The 17785-nt window shown below is 59.5% G+C and carries 17 protein-coding genes; 12 read left to right on the forward strand and 5 right to left on the reverse strand.

Going from position 1 to position 17785, the window contains the following annotated elements; translation table 11 throughout:
- The first annotated feature begins 6 nt into the window (after positions 1-6).
- The 11 genes from ERE07_RS00800 (at position 7) to ERE07_RS00850 (ending at position 10338) form a co-directional block, all read left to right on the forward strand.
- A complete protein-coding gene (locus tag ERE07_RS00800; RefSeq protein ID WP_130006982.1) occupies positions 7-663 on the forward strand; it encodes an LPS-assembly lipoprotein LptE in 657 nt (218 codons plus the stop codon).
- Positions 664-669: 6 nt separating this feature from the next.
- On the forward strand, positions 670-1731 hold the full coding sequence (holA, locus tag ERE07_RS00805; RefSeq protein WP_130006983.1) for a DNA polymerase III subunit delta: 1062 nt from the start codon (positions 670-672) through the stop codon (positions 1729-1731).
- Positions 1732-1832: 101 nt separating this feature from the next.
- Complete coding sequence (locus ERE07_RS00810) at positions 1833-3143, forward strand: glutamate-5-semialdehyde dehydrogenase (RefSeq protein WP_280634343.1); 1311 nt, start codon at positions 1833-1835, stop codon at positions 3141-3143.
- Between the two features lie 3 nt (positions 3144-3146).
- The gene (locus tag ERE07_RS00815) at positions 3147-3563 is read left to right on the forward strand and encodes a CopD family protein (protein WP_130006984.1); all 417 of its coding nucleotides are present in this window, start codon (positions 3147-3149) and stop codon (positions 3561-3563) included.
- An 82-nt stretch (positions 3564-3645) separates the two neighbouring features.
- Positions 3646-5121 (forward strand): THUMP domain-containing class I SAM-dependent RNA methyltransferase, encoded by a 1476-nt coding sequence (locus ERE07_RS00820; protein WP_130006985.1) that lies wholly within the window; start codon positions 3646-3648, stop codon positions 5119-5121.
- Between the two features lie 125 nt (positions 5122-5246).
- A complete protein-coding gene (locus tag ERE07_RS00825) occupies positions 5247-5429 on the forward strand; it encodes a hypothetical protein (protein WP_130006986.1) in 183 nt (60 codons plus the stop codon).
- A gap of 122 nt (positions 5430-5551) precedes the next feature.
- Positions 5552-6076, forward strand: a complete 525-nt coding sequence (locus ERE07_RS00830; protein ID WP_130006987.1) for an RDD family protein — start codon at positions 5552-5554, stop codon at positions 6074-6076.
- 112 nt (positions 6077-6188) lie between these two features.
- Complete coding sequence (locus ERE07_RS00835; RefSeq protein WP_130006988.1) at positions 6189-7853, forward strand: acetate--CoA ligase; 1665 nt, start codon at positions 6189-6191, stop codon at positions 7851-7853.
- Between the two features lie 161 nt (positions 7854-8014).
- The gene (hslO, locus tag ERE07_RS00840; RefSeq protein ID WP_130006989.1) at positions 8015-8935 is read left to right on the forward strand and encodes an Hsp33 family molecular chaperone HslO; all 921 of its coding nucleotides are present in this window, start codon (positions 8015-8017) and stop codon (positions 8933-8935) included.
- Between the two features lie 75 nt (positions 8936-9010).
- Entirely contained in the window at positions 9011-9796 is a 786-nt protein-coding gene (locus tag ERE07_RS00845) for a TadE/TadG family type IV pilus assembly protein (RefSeq protein ID WP_130006990.1), read from the forward strand.
- A gap of 71 nt (positions 9797-9867) precedes the next feature.
- Entirely contained in the window at positions 9868-10338 is a 471-nt protein-coding gene (locus tag ERE07_RS00850) for a DUF2501 domain-containing protein (RefSeq protein ID WP_130006991.1), read from the forward strand.
- A gap of 100 nt (positions 10339-10438) precedes the next feature.
- Here ERE07_RS00850 and ERE07_RS00855 read toward each other — a convergent pair whose 3' ends face one another.
- Positions 10439-11551, reverse strand: coding sequence for a porin (locus ERE07_RS00855; protein ID WP_130006992.1), 1113 nt, complete (start codon positions 11549-11551; stop codon positions 10439-10441).
- 49 nt (positions 11552-11600) lie between these two features.
- On the opposite strand from ERE07_RS00855, the gene ERE07_RS00860 reads away from it, so the two are divergent.
- The gene (locus ERE07_RS00860) at positions 11601-12086 is read left to right on the forward strand and encodes a hypothetical protein (protein WP_130006993.1); all 486 of its coding nucleotides are present in this window, start codon (positions 11601-11603) and stop codon (positions 12084-12086) included.
- 25 nt (positions 12087-12111) lie between these two features.
- Here ERE07_RS00860 and ERE07_RS00865 read toward each other — a convergent pair whose 3' ends face one another.
- The 4 genes from ERE07_RS00865 to ERE07_RS00880 all read right to left on the reverse strand — a co-directional run bounded on the left by ERE07_RS00865 (position 12112) and on the right by ERE07_RS00880 (position 17738).
- The gene (locus ERE07_RS00865) at positions 12112-13305 is read right to left on the reverse strand and encodes a DUF1513 domain-containing protein (RefSeq protein ID WP_425330950.1); all 1194 of its coding nucleotides are present in this window, start codon (positions 13303-13305) and stop codon (positions 12112-12114) included.
- Positions 13295-14644: an imelysin family protein gene (locus tag ERE07_RS00870; protein WP_130006995.1), complete on the reverse strand. Its 1350-nt coding sequence runs from the start codon at positions 14642-14644 to the stop codon at positions 13295-13297. Before ERE07_RS00870 ends, ERE07_RS00865 begins: the two co-directional genes overlap by 11 nt.
- Before the next feature lie 156 nt (positions 14645-14800).
- Positions 14801-16207 (reverse strand): di-heme oxidoreductase family protein, encoded by a 1407-nt coding sequence (locus ERE07_RS00875; RefSeq protein ID WP_425330951.1) that lies wholly within the window; start codon positions 16205-16207, stop codon positions 14801-14803.
- A gap of 238 nt (positions 16208-16445) precedes the next feature.
- Positions 16446-17738, reverse strand: a complete 1293-nt coding sequence (locus tag ERE07_RS00880) for an imelysin family protein (RefSeq protein ID WP_130006997.1) — start codon at positions 17736-17738, stop codon at positions 16446-16448.
- Between the last annotated feature and the right edge of the window lie 47 nt (positions 17739-17785).

Genomic DNA, 17785 nt, shown 5'->3' on the forward strand with positions numbered 1-17785 from the left:
TCAGCTATGACCAGCATCAGCGCCTACTCCCGTTTCCTGTCTCCGCGGCATGTGCTGCGCGCGCTGGCTTGCGTCTGCGTATGCGCCTTGATCGCGGCCTGCGGATTCAGGCTCAAAGGGGTGGCGCCGCTGCCATTCGACACGCTCTACACCAATATTTCGCAGAATTCCGAGTTTGGGGCGAGCCTGCGACGCGCGATCGTCGCCAGTTCGCCGAACACACGATTTGTCGACACTGCGGCATCAGCGCAGGCGCGGCTTACGCAGCTGGCGAATCATCAGTCCCTGCGCGAGCTTTCGCTCGACGCAGAAGGCCGTGTCGAGGAATATGAACTGAACCTCGTCTTCACCTTCCAGCTCACCGATGCCCAGGGGCGTCTGGTCCTGCCCCCCACCACACTGCTCGTCACGCGCGAGGTTCCTTACGACCCATCGGTGGTTCAGGCCAAGCAGGGTGAAATCGCAACCGTGTTCCAGCAAATGCGTGCCTCGCTGGTCGACCGTATTGTCAGGCACTTGTCGGCGCCAGACGTGACCGAAGCCTTTAGCAACCCTGATGCGCTTCCCATGGACGAAGCGCCGGCGCCCGACCTACCCGCCATGGAGCCCGAGTCTCCAACGCCCTGGAGCGAACCATCGATCGGGCCTGGATCAGGATTGTAGGCGGTTATGGGCCGCCGCATTGATGCAGATACACTCATTGGCAAGCTGGCGGGCACGCCGGCGAGCCTGGATGCCCTGTACGTCGTCTCGGGAGACGAGCCACTACTCGCCATCGAAGCCAGCGACGCATTAAGGGCTGCTGCATCCAAATCGGGTTATGGCGAGCGTATCAGCCTTACCCTGGATGCACGCGGCGACTGGTTCAGTGTCATTGGCGCCACGCAAAACGTATCGCTCTTCGGCGACAAACGCCTGGTAGATCTCGCGATTCCCTCCGGCAAGCCTGGCAAGACTGGCGCCGAAACCCTGCTCAAGCTGGCCGACATGGTCAGCAACGGCGCGCTCTCGGACACCATTGTGCTGATCAACCTGCCCCGGCTGGACAAGGCCACCCGCAATGCCAAGTGGGCGCAAGGGCTTGTCGGCGCGGCCACCAGCGTCGATATCGCAAGCATTGATCGCAACCAGCTACCGCGCTGGATCGCGCAACGGCTTGCACGCCAGAACCAGCAGCTTGACCGCGAATCACTGGAGTGGATGGCGGATAAGGTCGAAGGCAATTTGCTTGCCGCCCATCAGGAAATCCAGAAGCTTGGCCTGCTTTACCCACCTGGCGCCATCAGTGCGCAAGACGTGGAGCGTGCCGTACTCAATGTCGCCCGGTACGACGTCTTCGGCTTGCGGGATGCCATGCTGGCCGGCAATGCGGCACGGGCAGTCACCATTCTGGAGGGCTTGCGCGCGGAAGGCGAGGCGTTGCCGCTCGTGCTTTGGGCCGTGGGCGAAGAGGTACGCGTATTGGCGCGGCTCGCGGCCGCGCAGGCGGCAGGCCAGGACCTGGGCGCCGAAATGCGCCGCCAGCGGGTTTTCGGGCAGCGCGAGCAACTGCTGCGCCAAACACTTGGCCGCGTTCCACCACGCACCTGGCCGGCCGCCGTTCAGCACGCACATGATGTCGACCGCCTCATCAAGGGCCTGAAAACAACAGGCCGGCTGGACGACCCCTGGGAGGAGCTCAAGCGCCTGGCCTTGCGCATCGCGTCCGCCAGGCCCATGCCCCGCCGCTGATACAGCAGCACGGGCCCGCTCCATCAGTCGTCTTCGGCGAACCCTTGAAAATACTGAGATAATTCAGTTTGACATCCAATAATTGTGTACGGTATCCAACCATGACATCCTCCACTGTCCTCAGCGCCGACACGCCTGTACAAGACGCCAACGGCGCAGCCGCCACCATGGCCGCGCTCGGCCGCCAGGCGCGGCAGGCTGCGCGCCTGATGCGCAATGCGTCCGGCCATGCCAAAGCGAATGCCCTGCGTTCCATGGCGCAGCGCCTGCAGTCGCAACGCCAGTATCTGCAGGCCGAGAACGCTCGCGATCTGCTTGCTGCCCGTGAAAACGGCCTGGAAGCGGCCCTGCTCGATCGCCTCACACTGTCCGACAAAGCACTCGATACCATGGCCACGGGCTTGTTGCAGATTGCAGACATGCCTGATCCGGTAGGCAGTACCACCGCCTCCGGCTTGCGGCCTAATGGCATGCGGGTTGCGCAAATGCGTGTACCGCTTGGCGTGATCGGCATCATTTATGAATCTCGCCCCAATGTCACCATAGACGCCGCAGCGCTTTGCCTGAAATCAGGCAATGCCACCATTCTGCGCGGAGGCAGCGAAGCCTTTCACTCCAATGTTGCACTGGGCACCATCATCAGCCAGGGCCTCGCCGATGCGGGGCTGCCCGCCCATGCTGTCCAAGTCGTGGGCACGACGGACCGTGCTGCCGTGGGAGAAATGATCACCCTCACCGACTATATCGATGTCATCGTCCCCCGCGGCGGCAAAGGCCTGATCGCGCGACTGTCGGCCGAAGCCAAAGTGCCTCTGCTCAAGCATCTGGATGGCAATTGCCACCTTTACGTCGACCAGTACGCAGACCTCGACAAGGCGCACGATATCGCCGTCAATGCCAAAACGTATCGCTATGGCATCTGTGGCGCCATGGAAACCCTGCTTGTCCATGCGCACGTAGCCGCAAGCCTGCTGCCCCGCCTGGGCGCCACGCTGGCAGACAAAGGCGTCGAGCTGCGCGGCTGTGAGCGCACTTGCGCGATCCTGCCGCAAGCCCTTCCTGCCACCGAACCCGACTGGGAAACCGAGTTTCTGGCGCCTATCCTGGCCATCCGTATCGTCGATAGCCTGGACCAGGCCATCGACCACATTGCCCGCTATAGCTCAGAACACACCGAATCCATCGTCACCGAAAACCTGGAGGCTGCCACCCGGTTTCAACTCGAAGTCGACTCCAGCTCCGTCTACGTCAATTTACCTACCTGTTTTGCGGACGGATTTGAGTACGGTCTGGGTGCCGAAATCGGCATTTCCACCAATCGACTGCATGCGCGCGGGCCCGTTGGCCTGGAAGGCCTGACCACCCTCAAGTGGATACTGTCGGGCAACGGCCAATTGCGCGGCCAGGGATAAGGCATGCTCTGGATCAAGGCTTTTCACATTCTGTTTGTCATATCCTGGTTCGCGGGGCTGTTCTATTTGCCGCGTATTTATGTCAATTTAGCGCAGGCACAAGATCCCGCTGTCACCGGCTGGCTGCTGCGCATGGCCCGGCGCCTGTATCGCTTTATGGCGCCACTGGCTGTGCTGGCCATCGCATCTGGTTTGTGGCTGTTTTTGGGATATGGCCTCGGGCATGACCAGGGCTGGATGCACGCGAAGCTCTCCTTTGTTCTCCTGCTGGTGATTTATCACCTGGCCTGTGGCCGCATGCTCAAGGCCTTCGAGCAAGGCGTCAACCGGTACGGGCATCGCTTCTTCCGGTGGTTCAATGAAATCCCGGTCATCCTGCTGCTGATTGTCCTCATTCTGGTGGTCGTACGGCCTTTCTAAATTGCAGCAACGGCCCACCATGGCGCCCATCTTTGCCAGCGCCAGCCTGTTGCGCGATCCTGCTTTCTGATTCCCTCTGACTATGACCGACACCAAAACCGGCAAAACGCTCACGCTCAAGAAGAAACCTGCTGCCACCCCCGAGGCGCAGCCAGCCGAGCGCCGCAAGCGAGCCGGCGCACGCGCCCGCCAAGTGGCCCAGCGAGAGATCATCCAGGAAAAGAAAGGACAAACGGCAGCGCCCGCGCCCCAACGACCTGATGACAGGCCAGCCAGCCGGGCACGCGACAGCGGGCAGCCAAAACCGTCTGCCCGCCGGCCCCGCCACGATCGCGACGACCCCCATGCATCGCAGCGCGTCTCGGTACGCACCTCTGCCCAGCGGCGGCCGCGCGCCAGCCATGTGCGCCAGAATGAAGTTTTTCCGATATTCGCTCCTTGCCCGCGCGGACTGGAAGAGGCATTGGCTGCGGAACTGCTGGCACTTGGCTTTGAAGACACGCAAGAGTCCCGCGCCGGCTGCCGCTTCAGCACAGACTGGACAGGCATTTTGCGAGCCAATCTTTACTCGCGCCTGGCGACGCGTATTCTGGTCCAGGTAGCCCATGCGGCCGTTGATCATGAAGACGACATACTGGCGCTGGCCCGCGCCACACCGTGGGAGCGCTGGTTTGGGGCTGAACAAAGCTTGCGGGTCGATACATCGGCGATCCGCAGCCCCATGCAGAGCCTGCAATATTGCAACCTGCGCGCCAAGGACGGCATCTGTGACCGTCTGCGGGAACAGGAAGGCGCGCGACCGGACATTGATACGGTACGCCCGGATGCGCGCGTCCATCTTTTCCTGAATGAAGACAGTGCAACACTCTATCTGGACACTTCCGGCGAATCGCTTTTCAAGCGCGGATGGCGCCTGGACAAAGGCGAGGCACCCTTGCGGGAGAATCTGGCGGCCGGCCTGCTGGCGCTGTCGGGCTGGGATCCCGCCTGCGCCTTGATTGACCCGTTTTGCGGCAGCGGCACCATTCTTATTGAAGCGGCCTGGATAGCGCTTGGCGTTCCCGCCGGCATCTGGCGCCCCTTTGGCTTCGAGCGCCTGCGCAATCACGATGCGCGCCACTGGCGCGATATCAAAGATGAAGCACGTGCTCACATTGCCACGCGTCTGGACAGCCCCTTGGTGGGCTACGACCTGGACTCACGCGCCATCGAAGCGGCAAAAGCCAACCTGGAACGCGCCTGGCTGACGCCAGACACGATACGTTTCGAGAAAGGCGATGCCCGTACCGCGCTGCCCCCAGCCGCGCAGGGATGGCTGGTCACCAACCCACCCTACGGCGAACGTCTTCCCGAAGACACCGCGCTCTGGGCGGACTGGGCGCAAAATCTCAAACAGCACTACAGTGGCTGGCGCGTCAATGTGATTTCGAGTGATCACGACCTGCCACGCCATATGCGCTTGAAGCCCCAGCGCCGTTATCCTCTGCATAACGGCGCACTGGACTGCAGACTGTTCAGTTTTGAAATGGTTCAAGCCAGCTATCGCAAAAAGCCATGATTTCGTCTGGTTCAAACAACAGATGCTGCACCGCACGATAAACGACTTGCCTGCACAAGGGTTTACCCCTATAATTCGGGTTAACCCTGAACGAAACGTTCAATATTGTGCAAAAGGCAAAGCAAATGTTCAAAGCAAACCAAGATATCCGTCTTACCGACGAGCTCGAACGCCAGCTCATGATGCAAGCCATTGAAGATCAATTCCGCTTCAAGCCGCTGGTTTCCCTAAAGAAAATGTTCGGCAAGCTGTCCGGTGCACGCAAGGCTGCTGCTGTCCCGTCGGCTCGCACCGCCCACTCGGTATAAGCTGATTCATCAGCGGTTGCTTCAGCAACCAACCATTGGAAGCCGCCACACGCATTGGCGGCTTTTTGTTGACTGGACGATTTGCAGCATAATAGCGGTCACTCTCTTGACGCTCTCTTGCAATGCAACAAAATTCTGAATCCCCCTTGTCACTCGTCAGCCGTCGCCGGCGCTTTGCCTGCATGATGTACGAAGGCGTTCTGCTGTTCGGCGTTATCTTTCTGGCCAGCTATCTCTTCGACACGCTTACACAAAGCCGTAGCGGCATGATGCTGCGACATGCCCGGCAAGCTGTCGTGTTTGTGGCCATCGGCATCTATTTCATTACCTGCTGGCGGCTAAAAGGCCAAACACTGCCCATGAAAACCTGGCATATCCGTCTGATGGATATCAAAGGCGGTCAACCCTCGATGACCAAACTGTTTTTGCGCTACGTCCTGGCCTGGATCATGCCTCTACTTGCGGCGCTCGCCGTCCTGCGGCTATCCCAGTTCACGGGTTACAGTTCAACCGATCTTTTTATTGTCTTCGCGCCTTTTGCAGGGTTCATCTGGGCCTGGTTCGATCGGGACGGTCAGTTCCTGCACGATCGTGTCCTGGGCACCCGACTGGTCAGTGTGCAGCGGCGCCCGTCGGCACCCGTATAAACCCTAGTGTCATTCTCTTTCTGAACCATAGGGATTGCACAGAATCTGCTTGTCGTTCATGCTTCGGGTAACTTGGTAGCGCCCAACCGAGGCCCGTTGAAACCATACGATAATGAACGATCAATATCCGGAGCTTTACCAGTCTTTCCAGTGGTTAATTCCCTCGCAATTCAATATCGCACAAGCGTGCGCGTATCGCTGGGCGGAAAACACGCTTGAAGGGCGGCGTATTGCCATTTACCACGAGGACGAGGCCGGCAGGCGTGAGGTCTGGACCTATACCCGGCTAGCCGATACCGCGCGTAAGCTCGCCAACGGTTTCATCAAAATGGGCGTGCTTCCTGGCGACCGCGTGGCTGTGGTGCTGGGGCAACGGCCCGAAGCCGTAGCGGCCTACATCGCCATATTCAGCGTTGGCGCCATTGCCCTGCCTCTGTCACCGGTTTTGGGTGTTGATAGTCTGGCAACCCGGCTGCAGGATGCCGGGTCACGGGTCGCGATCATCGATGATCGCTCCGGCCCCGATGTCGTCCAGGCGCAGGCTCGCTGCCCCGCACTGTCGCAAATCATCTCCATCGACTTCGACCACGACGCCGTGATCACCTGGCGCACGCTGCTTGCCCGCCAGCCTGGTGTTTTCAAAGAGCTTGCCACCCGATCCAACAGCCCCGCCCTGCTGCTTTATACCTCCGGCGCCACGGGCGCGCCCAAGGGTGTGGTGCTCTCCCACGCCTCGCTTATAGGCGCCCTACCCGGCTTCGTGGCTTCGCAGAACTGGTTTCCTCAAAAAGGCGATGTATTCTGGACGCCGGCAGACTGGTCTTGGAGCAGCGGCCTGATGAACGCGCTGCTGCCCACGCTTTATTTCGGTCAGGCGATCGTGGGCACGCTGGGGCATTTTTCATCGGCAAGGTCATTTGAAATACTGGCACGCTATCGCATCAGCAATATGTTTGTTCCGCCGACAATGCTGCACAAAATGATGCAGGACTACCCTTCGCTGGAAATGTCCACGCCGTTGGCATTGCGAGCCATAGCCAGCGCGGGAGAGCCTGTCGGCACGGCCGCCTTCGATTGGTGCCAGAGAACACTGGGCATTTCCTTGAACGAAATGTATGGTCAGGCCGAAACCAGCCACGTCATCGGCAACAGCTATCGCAAGTGGTCTGCGCGTGCGGGCAGCATGGGCAAACCTTACCCTGGCCATCGCGTGGCGGTGCTGGATTCCCGAGGCAAGCCCTGCCGGGCTGGCACAGTCGGCGAAATCGCCGTTAACCGGCAGGATATTCATGGGCACCCGGATCCCTCCCTGTTCTTGCGGTACTGGCAGAACGACGACGCCACCCAGGCCAGATTCAATGGCGATTGGTACATGACTGGCGACCTAGCTTCGGTGGACCCGGAAGGCTATTACTGGCATGCGGGCCGCAGCGACGATGTATTCAAAAGCTCGGGCTATCGGATCGGCCCTGGCGAGATCGAGGATTGCCTGATGGCGCATACCGCGGTAGAAGGCGCTGCCGTCGTACCTAAACCCGATGCAACCCGGGGGGCGCTGGTCAAGGCGTATGTTGTCCTGGCGCCCAACGCACGCCTGCACGACGCCAGCCTGCTCCAGGCAGAGCTTCAGGAATATGTGCGGCATCGCCTCGCTGCCTACCAGACACCTCGAGAAATCGAGTTCGTCGACAGTCTGCCGATGACCAGCAGCGGAAAATTGCGGCGCAGCGTCCTGCGGGCACGCGAACAACAACGAACCCATCGCGGCGACAGATAGCCCGCCCCAGGCAACGTCCAGACGCCGGGCTCAACAATCGGCGCTTGGAAGCGGACGCATTGATATCTATTTTCGCGCGGGACACAGGAGAAGCGCATCGGCGACCTGCCGACGCCGGACCTCTGCCCATTGCGTGACGGTCGATGCGCTAAAATCGCCCGATGAGCGATTTATTCAAAAAATACCTGACACGCGACAACAGTGCGCGTATTCAGGCCACGCGCCTGACCGAATCCTGGCAAACAGGCCTGGCCCACCAGCATTTCCCTGACTGTGTGCAACGCTTGTTGGGCGAGCTTGTGTCCGCAGCCGTGCTACTGGCCTCCAACATCAAGTTCGACGGCTCCCTGGTTCTGCAGTTGCAAGGCGACGGGCCGATTGCCTTAATTGTGGTCGAATGCAACGCCGACCTCAGCCTACGCGCTACTGCCACCCTGCGCGACGGGCAGGAGATCCCTTCAGAGGGTACGCTGCAATCCTTGTTGAACGCCAATGGCCAGGGCAGATTTATTGTTGTCCTGGATGCAGCCAACCGCGCGCCCGGCACCTCTCCCTATCAGGGCGTCGTACCGATCGAAGGCGACACCGTGGCGAGCGCCCTGCAAAGCTATATGCGCGATTCCGAACAGCTGGACACCCGCCTGTGGCTGGCTTCCGACAGCACACATAGCGCAGGATTGCTGCTACAGCGCTTGCCGGATCACGGGGGGCATACCGATGCCGAAAGCTCGCCAGACGAAACCTGGGCTCGGATTACCCAGTTGGCGGCCACCATCAAACCGGAGGAGCTGCTGCAGCTTGACACCGATACAGTCATACACCGCCTGTTTTGGCAAGAGGAGCTTGCCGCCTTTGAACCCCAGCCCGTGCGCTGGCACTGCCCCTGCACACGCGAACGGGTCGCAGAAATGCTGCGCTCACTGGGCCAGCAAGAAATCGACGACATCCTCAAAGAGCATGGTCAAGTTCATATCACATGCAACTTCTGTGGCAAGCCGTATGAATTCGACGCCATAGATTGCACAGGACTGTTTGTCGACCGAACCGGTGCGGTACACGATTCCGACCAGTCCTTGCATTGACGCCGTCCGTGGACAATGCGATCTGCCGTATTGTCCACAATCGACGCATAAAACGATTGGCGGCACACTCGTTGCATGCGTCGTCCACCCGCTGCGTCCACTCCTCCCTTGCTTGCGGTCCCGTCCATCACGACCGGGCCCACGCACATCGCCAATGCTGTTCGCGCAACGCCGCCTACGCCCAGCCACAAACCCGATAGTCAGTCGGGTACGGGTATCGCAGAATTCACGATTGTTGCGATACCTATTTTTTTCCTGGGCCTTGCCGCATTTGAAACCGCACGCTGGTTTTCCACCAATCATATGCTCAGCGTCGCGCTGCAGCAGGCAGGGCGTGCGGCCATTGTGGCCCATGGCCACCCAGACATCATCCAATCCGCATTCGAGCAGAGCCTTAACGCGCTAAACCCCGGCTCAAAGCGCAGATTGCCAGGCGCCTCCGGAGCGATTTCCTGGCACATCGAAATCCTGTCGCCAACCCCCGGCGCCTTTCTGGATTTTGGCGACCGCCGGCTGCGCGCCAGGCCGGACGTCCGTTTCGATATCATTAACAACCATTATCTTGCCGAACAGCATGCACGCTATCAGCGCAATGGCTGGGCCGATGGCCTGGGCCCCGTCTCCAACCAAACAATCTATGAAGCAAACATGCTGACACTGCGTCTACGCTTTCCACTGCCACCGCTCGTGCCCGGCGTGAAAAGCATATTGCAAACACTGGGCAAACAAAATGGCAGCTATTCCGAGCAGGCCCTGTTCCATGGCTTCCTGCCGCTGGTACGCGAGGTGTCATTTGTCATGCAGTCCCATCCCATCAATTGGCCTTTGCCTTCTTCCGGAAAAATCATCAGGCCTTCCTGAAAACGATTGTTACTTGAGTCCCGCCTATACTTGTCCCGTCTGATCTTTTCAACACTTGTATCGGAGCCTCAATGAAGCAAACCACGACACGCCGCATCGCCTATTTTTCTGCAACCGTCTTGATTGGCCTTGCGGGCGCCTCGCAGGCCCAACTGCTCGATTCAGTCAAGGGAGCACTGGGCAGCAACCAATCGGCGTCCGAACCTGCCTCTGGCGGGCTGTTGGGCGGCTTGGGGAGTGCTGGCGGACTATCGATCCCCTCGCTGGGTTCGGTGGGCACCGGCAACCTGACGGGGGTACTCAGCTACTGCGCAAAGAATAATTATCTTGGGAGCGATGCGGAAGGCGTCAAAGACAAGCTGTTAAACCAACTCGGTGGCACTCAGTCAGCGCAGTCCGATCCTGGCTACCAGCAGGGTGTGGCAGGTATCCTGGGCGGTGACAGCGACCAACAAGTCGATCTGAGCGGAGACGGGCTTAAAAAACAGCTTACCGAAAAAGTCTGCGACCAGGTTCTTGATTACGGCAAATCCCTGTTGTAATAAAAATAGCCACCCCGAAGGGTGGCTATTTTTTTGCTGCTGTTCTGGACAACCCGGCAGGCCGGGTTGTCTCGGTGCATAGACGTGCTATGCGTACCGATTAGAACTGGTGACGCAGACCAACACCAACCAGGGTGGAGTCCAGGTCGTCTTGGAACAGAGCGTGCTTGGCATACGAACCGATTGCGTACACGTTGGTGCGCTTGGACAGGTTGTAGGTGTAGCCCAAGCTGTAGACTTGCTGGGAATCCAGATCGCCGACGAAACCGTCAGGTGTGCTGGTAGGATCAGCCATTTGCCAGGAAGCCAGGATCTTGCCGTTGCCGACAGGAGCGCTCAGGCCAACCAGGTAGGAGTTAACCTTCAGGCCTTCAGCGCCGATGAAGGTGCCGGTACCCAGGTCAGGACCGAAGTTAGTGCCCTGGAACCAGCCGTCACGCGTTTGGCCGAAAGCCAGCGATGCCTTGACGACTTCGAAGTCGTACGCACCACCAAGCGACCACTGCTTGAAGTTGGAATCGTCTTCGTTGATCTTGATTTGATCATACGTAGCTACGACACCGATGGGGCCGTTAGCATAGCGCAGACCGGCAGTAATACCCTTGCCGTTGGAATCCTTGGGGTTGGGTTGACCAGCGAAGTCAACATCCCAGCCTTCGCCACCGTTAACGTTGAACGAGTAGCCAACGCCAAACTGGAAGCCCGAGAAATTGGGGGTTTGGTACATGACCGTGTTATCCCAACGCATGGTGTTAGCAGCGCTGAACGACGTACCAACGTTGGCTTGGCCGAAACCACCACCGAACGGATCAACGATACCGGGCAGGTATTTGGAGCCGATGTTGGTTTGACGACCACCAGTCAGTTCACCCCAAGCATCGCCAGCCAGGCCCAGCGTGGCTTGACGACCGAACAGACGGCCACCTTGAGCGCTGTTGGCAGTACCAAGGTCAAAGCCGCTTTCCAGTTGGAAAATAGCGCGCAGGCCATCACCCAGATCTTCGGAACCCTTAAGGCCCCAACGGTTGCCGGACTGAACACCGTTAATGCCGCCGAGTTTCTTGGCTTCGTAGTCTACGCCGTCGACTTTGCCGTCAACTTTTTGATAACCGATACCACCGTCCAGGATACCGTACAGGGTAACCGACGTTTCTGCTTGAGCAACGCCAGCGAAACCAGCGATAAGAGCAGCAGCGAGCAGAGTCTTTTTCATGTAAGAAATCTCCGTAGATTTGAGTAACTAGAGCAGCGACTACCTAACTGTGCTGCTGCCCTTTCTAACTCCGCGATGGGAAGTTGCTGCTATTGCATCAAAATTCGGGCCGCATGGCTATTGCCGTGTTGGTAAAACCTCTGTTTTTCGTCATGCGCGTTGGCTTAAAACAACAAAACCAGGTTTTCAGGCGAAAATCATAGGTAGTTACCCGTATTTTTCCGTGGCGATTACGCCACATTCAAGGCCTGCGATTTTCCTGAGTTGTTTTTTAAGTAAAGGCCGCAGTCTATTGTTTTTATTGAAAGTTTATGGGCAGGCCCAAAAACCCGTAAACGGTCTGAATTTTCAAGGATTTACGTTCTCTGGCTCCTTGAGTGCGACCCGGGCCCAGCCAGGCGCGCCAGCCCTCTCTTTATGCAGCGCGGAGTACCGACGGGGACGATGCGGGGCGTGTGAAATCATGCCTCCCGCAGCGCCTGTCGCCATCGTAACAGCCTTTGCCGCAGCCCTCATCACCGCAGGTGTTCTATAACAGTCGCTAGATCTTGCGCATATGGCTAGATCTTGCGCATATGGTTATCCCAAGCCAATCCAGCCTCGGGCGCCAACAGCGGTTGCAGCGGCTCTCCTGTACGCAGTCCAGCCAGCTGTCCTTGTCCGCTACTGACAAGAAAACCACTGGATTGCCGGGGGGCGACGCCGCAGCCATCAAAAACGGGCGTGCTGCCCAGGCAATCCCCGCTTGCCGCATCCCACACCACCACACACCCACCCACGGGGCTGGAGGTGGCGATCCGGGTGCCGGTAGCGTCGCAGGCCAGCGAGCCTACGTAGTTCTTCATGCCATGCAAAACCGAATCCGGCCCACTGTACATTGCCAGCGCTTCGCCGCGACGGTGGCGTCCTACCAGTGGCGGACGCTCCTGCGCGGGGCCGGTGTGCTGGCAGCCGAACCAGACAGCACCGGCGCCATCAAGCACCATATGGCGTATGGAGAGCTTGTGGAGTGCTGGCGCCAGGCTGACCTGCTCGATGAGATCCCCCGTGCGGATGTCAATATAAGCGACGGAAGGATCCATGTCATGCGCGTTCAGCGCAAGCTTGCCATAGTCGGGATGCGTCAGGATACCGCCATTGGCCACGCACAGCGTATGGCCATCTGGCATCAGGATAACTTCGTGCGGACCGATCCCCCCCGTCGGGAACTCGCCAATGCGCCGGTAGCCGCCGCCTTCGCTGGCATCGTAAACCCCCAGCACGCCTCGCCCGCCTTCATAATCGTTTTCTGTGGCAATCAGCAGCTTGCCATCCGGCGAAAAAACGCCATGCCCAAAGAAATGCCTTTCCGGCGTCATCGGCAATGGCTGAGGTTGCGTCTGGTCTTCAAAATGAAATGCAATGGCAAAAAAGCCAGGTTGGCGACCAAACACCACTGCTCGTGAACGCGGCGCGTCAATGGCAAAGCTGTGGCCTCTTGCGGGCATGGGTACAACAAGATGCGCATGGCCGCGCTCATCAAACAGTGCGGCCTCGTAGCGACTGGCCTGTTTACGGGCCGCCAGATACAGCACATCGCCAACGGATTCAGACGCCTGGGTTGCCACTGCACCACTATCCTGCAAGCCGCCATGACGCATGCCGGCCACTCCCTGCCCTGGCGCCGGGGGAGTCCCCGCCCGGGCGGACGGGCACACCGCTGCGGCGCCGCAGGCGGCTACAAGAGCCATGAAGCGACGGCGATCAATCTCCATCGAGTGCATTGAATCCTATCCTCGCGCCAAAAGCCGGTGCCATGTTTTGGTCCACAATGTTTTTGCTGTTTTGCAATAGCAGCGCTGCCAGCGTCAGTTGGCGATAGCCGTCAGCCTCGCGCACCTGGCGCGCCAGGTCACGCGACATGGCCTCAAAGAGGCTGTGCGCACGGTCCAGCTCGCTCTCGAGGCTCTGCCCTATCCAGGCTTCATCCTGCCCATACTGCCATTGCCCCGCGCCCAGAAAATGGCTTAATCCGTTCGCTGAAGCAGCCATTGCCTGCGCAAACAGGCCACTGCGCCAGAAAGGTGCCTTCTTTTCGTTGGCGGCGTCTGCGTCTTTGCCCAGCATAGGCAGGATCTTGATATCCCTGGCAAACTGCAGCCCCGTGGAAATGGCCTTGATGGCTTCAGCGGCGATTTCCTGCGTACTGCGGTATACCGGGTTTGTGGACGCGGGGTGAGAAAAATATTCCGCATACTGGCCTGCATGCGCCACTGACGAAGGTAGGCCCGCGTTTTTTTCCTGGTGCGTCTGCACGCCCTGGTCGCGCCAGGCCATTGCAATATCTTTTCCTATATTGGACAGATTTCCAGCAATGGCGAGGGCATAGGCGCAATTCGCTGCAAAGCTTGGCTCTTGCGGCGCATCTGCCTTGAGCAAGCCCTTGTCCCGGTACAACATATATTCAAGCGCGGGCAACCCCTGAACCGCGACGCTATGCGTGGCCAGCGTCTGGGCATCAAGCCCTGCCGTCGCGCCGACCCCGGAGCTGTCCTGGTTGCGTGCGTGATGCGCAGTGGAGGCGCCCGTTGCACTCGGGTCGGGACTGACGGTGGCGGTCTGCGCAAGCAAGGCCTGAATCTGTCGCAACATAATGCCGCGAGGATCGGGCCAGAAGAAGATCCGCTCAAAGCGGTTGTCCTCAATCAAAGGGCCAAAACGTAGAAACTCTATGCCCGCCCAAGCGCGAACCAATGCCGCAAACCTGTGATCGAGCGCATCTGCATCGCCCAGATCGGACTGCGCGCCTGTAACCGGAACGCTGCCCGACAGACCCGCTTTTCCAGGTTTTTCTTGGGCGACGCGGCCTGGTTTGCCTGCGTCACGCGCTGCGACAGCGCCAGCGGACGAATCTGCTGTGCTGGCAGTACAGAATTGCGCCAGCCCGGCCTCCATTTCCGAGGCCGCCTGCTGAAATTGCGCGGTAGCAGGCGCGATATACCCTCGGACAAGATTGGCGCCTAGCGCATCAGACAGTTCGCCTGCAAGCGCAGCGTTGGGCATGACAGTCAACGCTGCGGCAATCGAAAAATATCGCCAGAAAGCGGGTTTCATGGATTAAGCATCCTTTGTATTCAATACCAAACGTTCTACGTGTTCTACATGGCGTGGCTTCCTGATTGCCATGCAGCAATCTTCATGGTTTTGGCGAAGCACCCTGGCGAACGATGTCAGGGCGCCAGAAGCTAAACATTGCCCGCCTTGCGCCGCTTACAAAGATTCCAGGAATCGGATCAGGTCCGCCCGCTGTTCTGGCGTCATGGCAACAACACGGTCGCGTGCCGCCTGGGCTTCGCCGCCATGCCAAAGTATGGCTTCCAGCAGGCTGCGGGCGCGGCCATCGTGCAACCAGGTGGCATTGGGATTGACAGTATGGGTCAGCCCTATGCCCCACAGCGGCGGCGTACGCCACTCTCGCCCGCTGGCATCGCCCTCATCCTGGCCATCAGCCAGCCCAGGCCCCATGTCGTGCAACAGCAAGTCTGTATAGGGCCAGATCAGCTGAAAACGATGTTCGGGCCTGTCCGCATCGCGGCGCGTGACATACTTGGGAACATGGCAGGCGATGCAGTTTGACGCATAGAACAATTGCTTGCCGGCAAGCACACGCGCATCGTCGACCTCGCGGCGTTGCGGCAGAGCCAGATTGAGCGAATAGGTGGTAACAAAGTCCATAAGCCGGCCGGGCACTTCGTGCGCACCCAGATGCGCCTGGGCGCCGTGCGGCATATCTGCGCAAGCGGTCTGGGCCTGGGTGCAATCGCCATTGTGATCCGGGAACAAAGGGCTGGACAAACCCATGTCACCTGAAAAAGCGTTGGCGGACTGCCTTTCCACCGTAGGCTGCCCCGCCTTCCAGTTGAAGCGGCCCAGCACCCGCTCGCCGGTGACGGGATCCTTCAACCAGTTGGGCCGGCCCGATACCCCGTCTCCGGGATCGCGCGCGGCATTCGCGAGAATGTCGTCTTCGTGGATGGCCTCCAGCAGGCCAAGCCCAAGCATGGGCGGCGCCAAACGTGGCGAGAGCCGTGTATCAGGATGAAGCGGCCCATACCCGAGGTTTTCTACGGAGTAAGCAGGCGCCATCAACACGGCGGTTTCGCCGCCGTTCAACGCAACAGGCACCTCGGTGTAGTCGATGCGAACCTGACCCTCGGCGACCATGCCCGGCACTGCGAATGGCTGCAATTGATGCCCATAAACAGGATCTGGCAATGTGACGACCTCGCCCTGCCCCAGGCGGCGGCGGGCGTCAGCGTCGCTCTCGGGCAGCGAAAGGCGAACCAGCAACGCCACAGCGTCGGCTTGTGCCTCGGGATCGAAACCCGGAACAGTACCGCGGCCATCTTTCACGTGACAGGCCTGACAGGACCGCGCATTGAAGAGCGGACCCAGGCCATCAGAGGCCTGTGTTGACGAGGGAGAAGACACCCAGTCTTTGCGAAACAGGCCATTGCCAACCATAAAGGCCTGCCGGCCTTCAAAATCAAGATTGGCAGCCGGGTGCGAAAAAATATCACGATTGACCAGCTTGGATACCGTGCCCGCGCCGCCTTGCATGACTTCGTAAGGCTCAGCAGTCGAAAAATCCTGGGTGGGCTCGGTAACGGCAACCACTCGGGCGCGATCCTCTGGCGACAGATCGGCCCGCCCCGGCGCAGCGTCAGACGCTGCCAGTCGCTCGCTTGCCGGTCCGCGCTCCGTGGCAGGAGCCGGGCCGCTGCCCGGGGCCCCCGCCCCGGATAATTCGGCAGCCCGGGCCGCGGGCTCCGATTGGGATAGCGCGGTAGAAACGAAGACCGCGCCCAGAACAAGACTGAGCACGGCCAGACCAGCATTTGGCTTCATTGCATCACTACTGGAAAACGGCGTTGGGATTATCCAGGCTGTCCGAACCTTCGAGCTCTACTGTCCCCAGATCAAGTTTGGCAATGACGCGCTCGATACTGCGCGTCTGGGCAACGAGGGCATCGATCACGGCCTGTACCACCGCATTGCCTTCGGCATTGCCCTGACCGATCATCTGATCATAGGTTTCGATCGTTTCGGCACGGGTTTTCATGGCCTGCATGGCGTTGAGCGTGTCATCCATGCGCGCACGCATTTCTTTGTCGAGCGCCGGGTCGGCTTTCTGGACGAGTGCCGACAGGCTGTCGCCCTGGACGCTGGAACCATCCACACGCTTATACTCGCCGAGATAGACATTCATCATGCCGACCTGGTTGTAATAATGCGAGTTGTGCGTGTTATCGGAAAAGCAGTCGTGCTCTTCTTCGGGATCGTGCAGCATAAGCCCAAGCTTGATGCGTTCTCCGGCCAGCTCGCCGTATGAAAGGCTGCCCAATCCAGTGAGCATTGCAATCAAGCCTGCCCTGGGATCCTCTTGCACAGACTGGCGTGCCTCGCCATCGGGCTTCCAGTGGTCGACCATTTCCTGGAGATCCTCGACAAGCATGTCGGTGACGACCTGCAGATATTCGGCCCGACGATCGCAATTGCCGCCCGTGCAGTTGTTGATATCGAAGTCCGTATGTGGCCTGTCGCCGGCGTGACGCTCCTGTGGCGTACCGGTGCGCCCTTCGGGCGCCGGGCCGCTACCATTGAGGTCTTGGCCCCACAGCAGGAATTCGACAGCGTGGTAACCCGTGGCCACGTTGGCCTCGTTGCCATCGGCTTCATGCAGCACCTCACGCAGCAACTCGGATGTAATACGCGTCGCGTCGACGTCTTTGCCCCCAACACTCAGCTTGGGATTGGCGATCACGTTCACAACATAATAAGCGTTGACATCGGATTCTGTACCGTAAGAGGCATCGACGTAATCGATCATGCCCTCATCCAGCGGCCAGGCATTGACCCTGCCCTCCCAGTCATCGACGATAGGGTTGCCGAAGCGATAGGCTTCGGTCTGCTGATAGGGCACGCGCGAGGCGAGCCAGGCTGAACGCGCCGCGGCCAGCGTTTGTGCGGAAGGCTTGGCCAGCAATTCGCCGACAGCCTGCTGAAGCTGGCGCGCAGTGCTCAGTGCGTCTTCGTACTGAGCAAGCGCCAGATCTGCATAACCCGTTACGACGGATTTAGGCTCGACGGCCCAGACATTGGCACTCAACAGTGCTGCCAGGCTGCCAGCCGCTAAAAGTTTACGCATTCATTATCCCCCGATAAATGCTCGCCCCACGCAACATGCATGTGAGG

The organism is Allopusillimonas ginsengisoli, from assembly GCF_004153455.1.
Taxonomy (GTDB): domain Bacteria; phylum Pseudomonadota; class Gammaproteobacteria; order Burkholderiales; family Burkholderiaceae_B; genus Allopusillimonas; species Allopusillimonas ginsengisoli.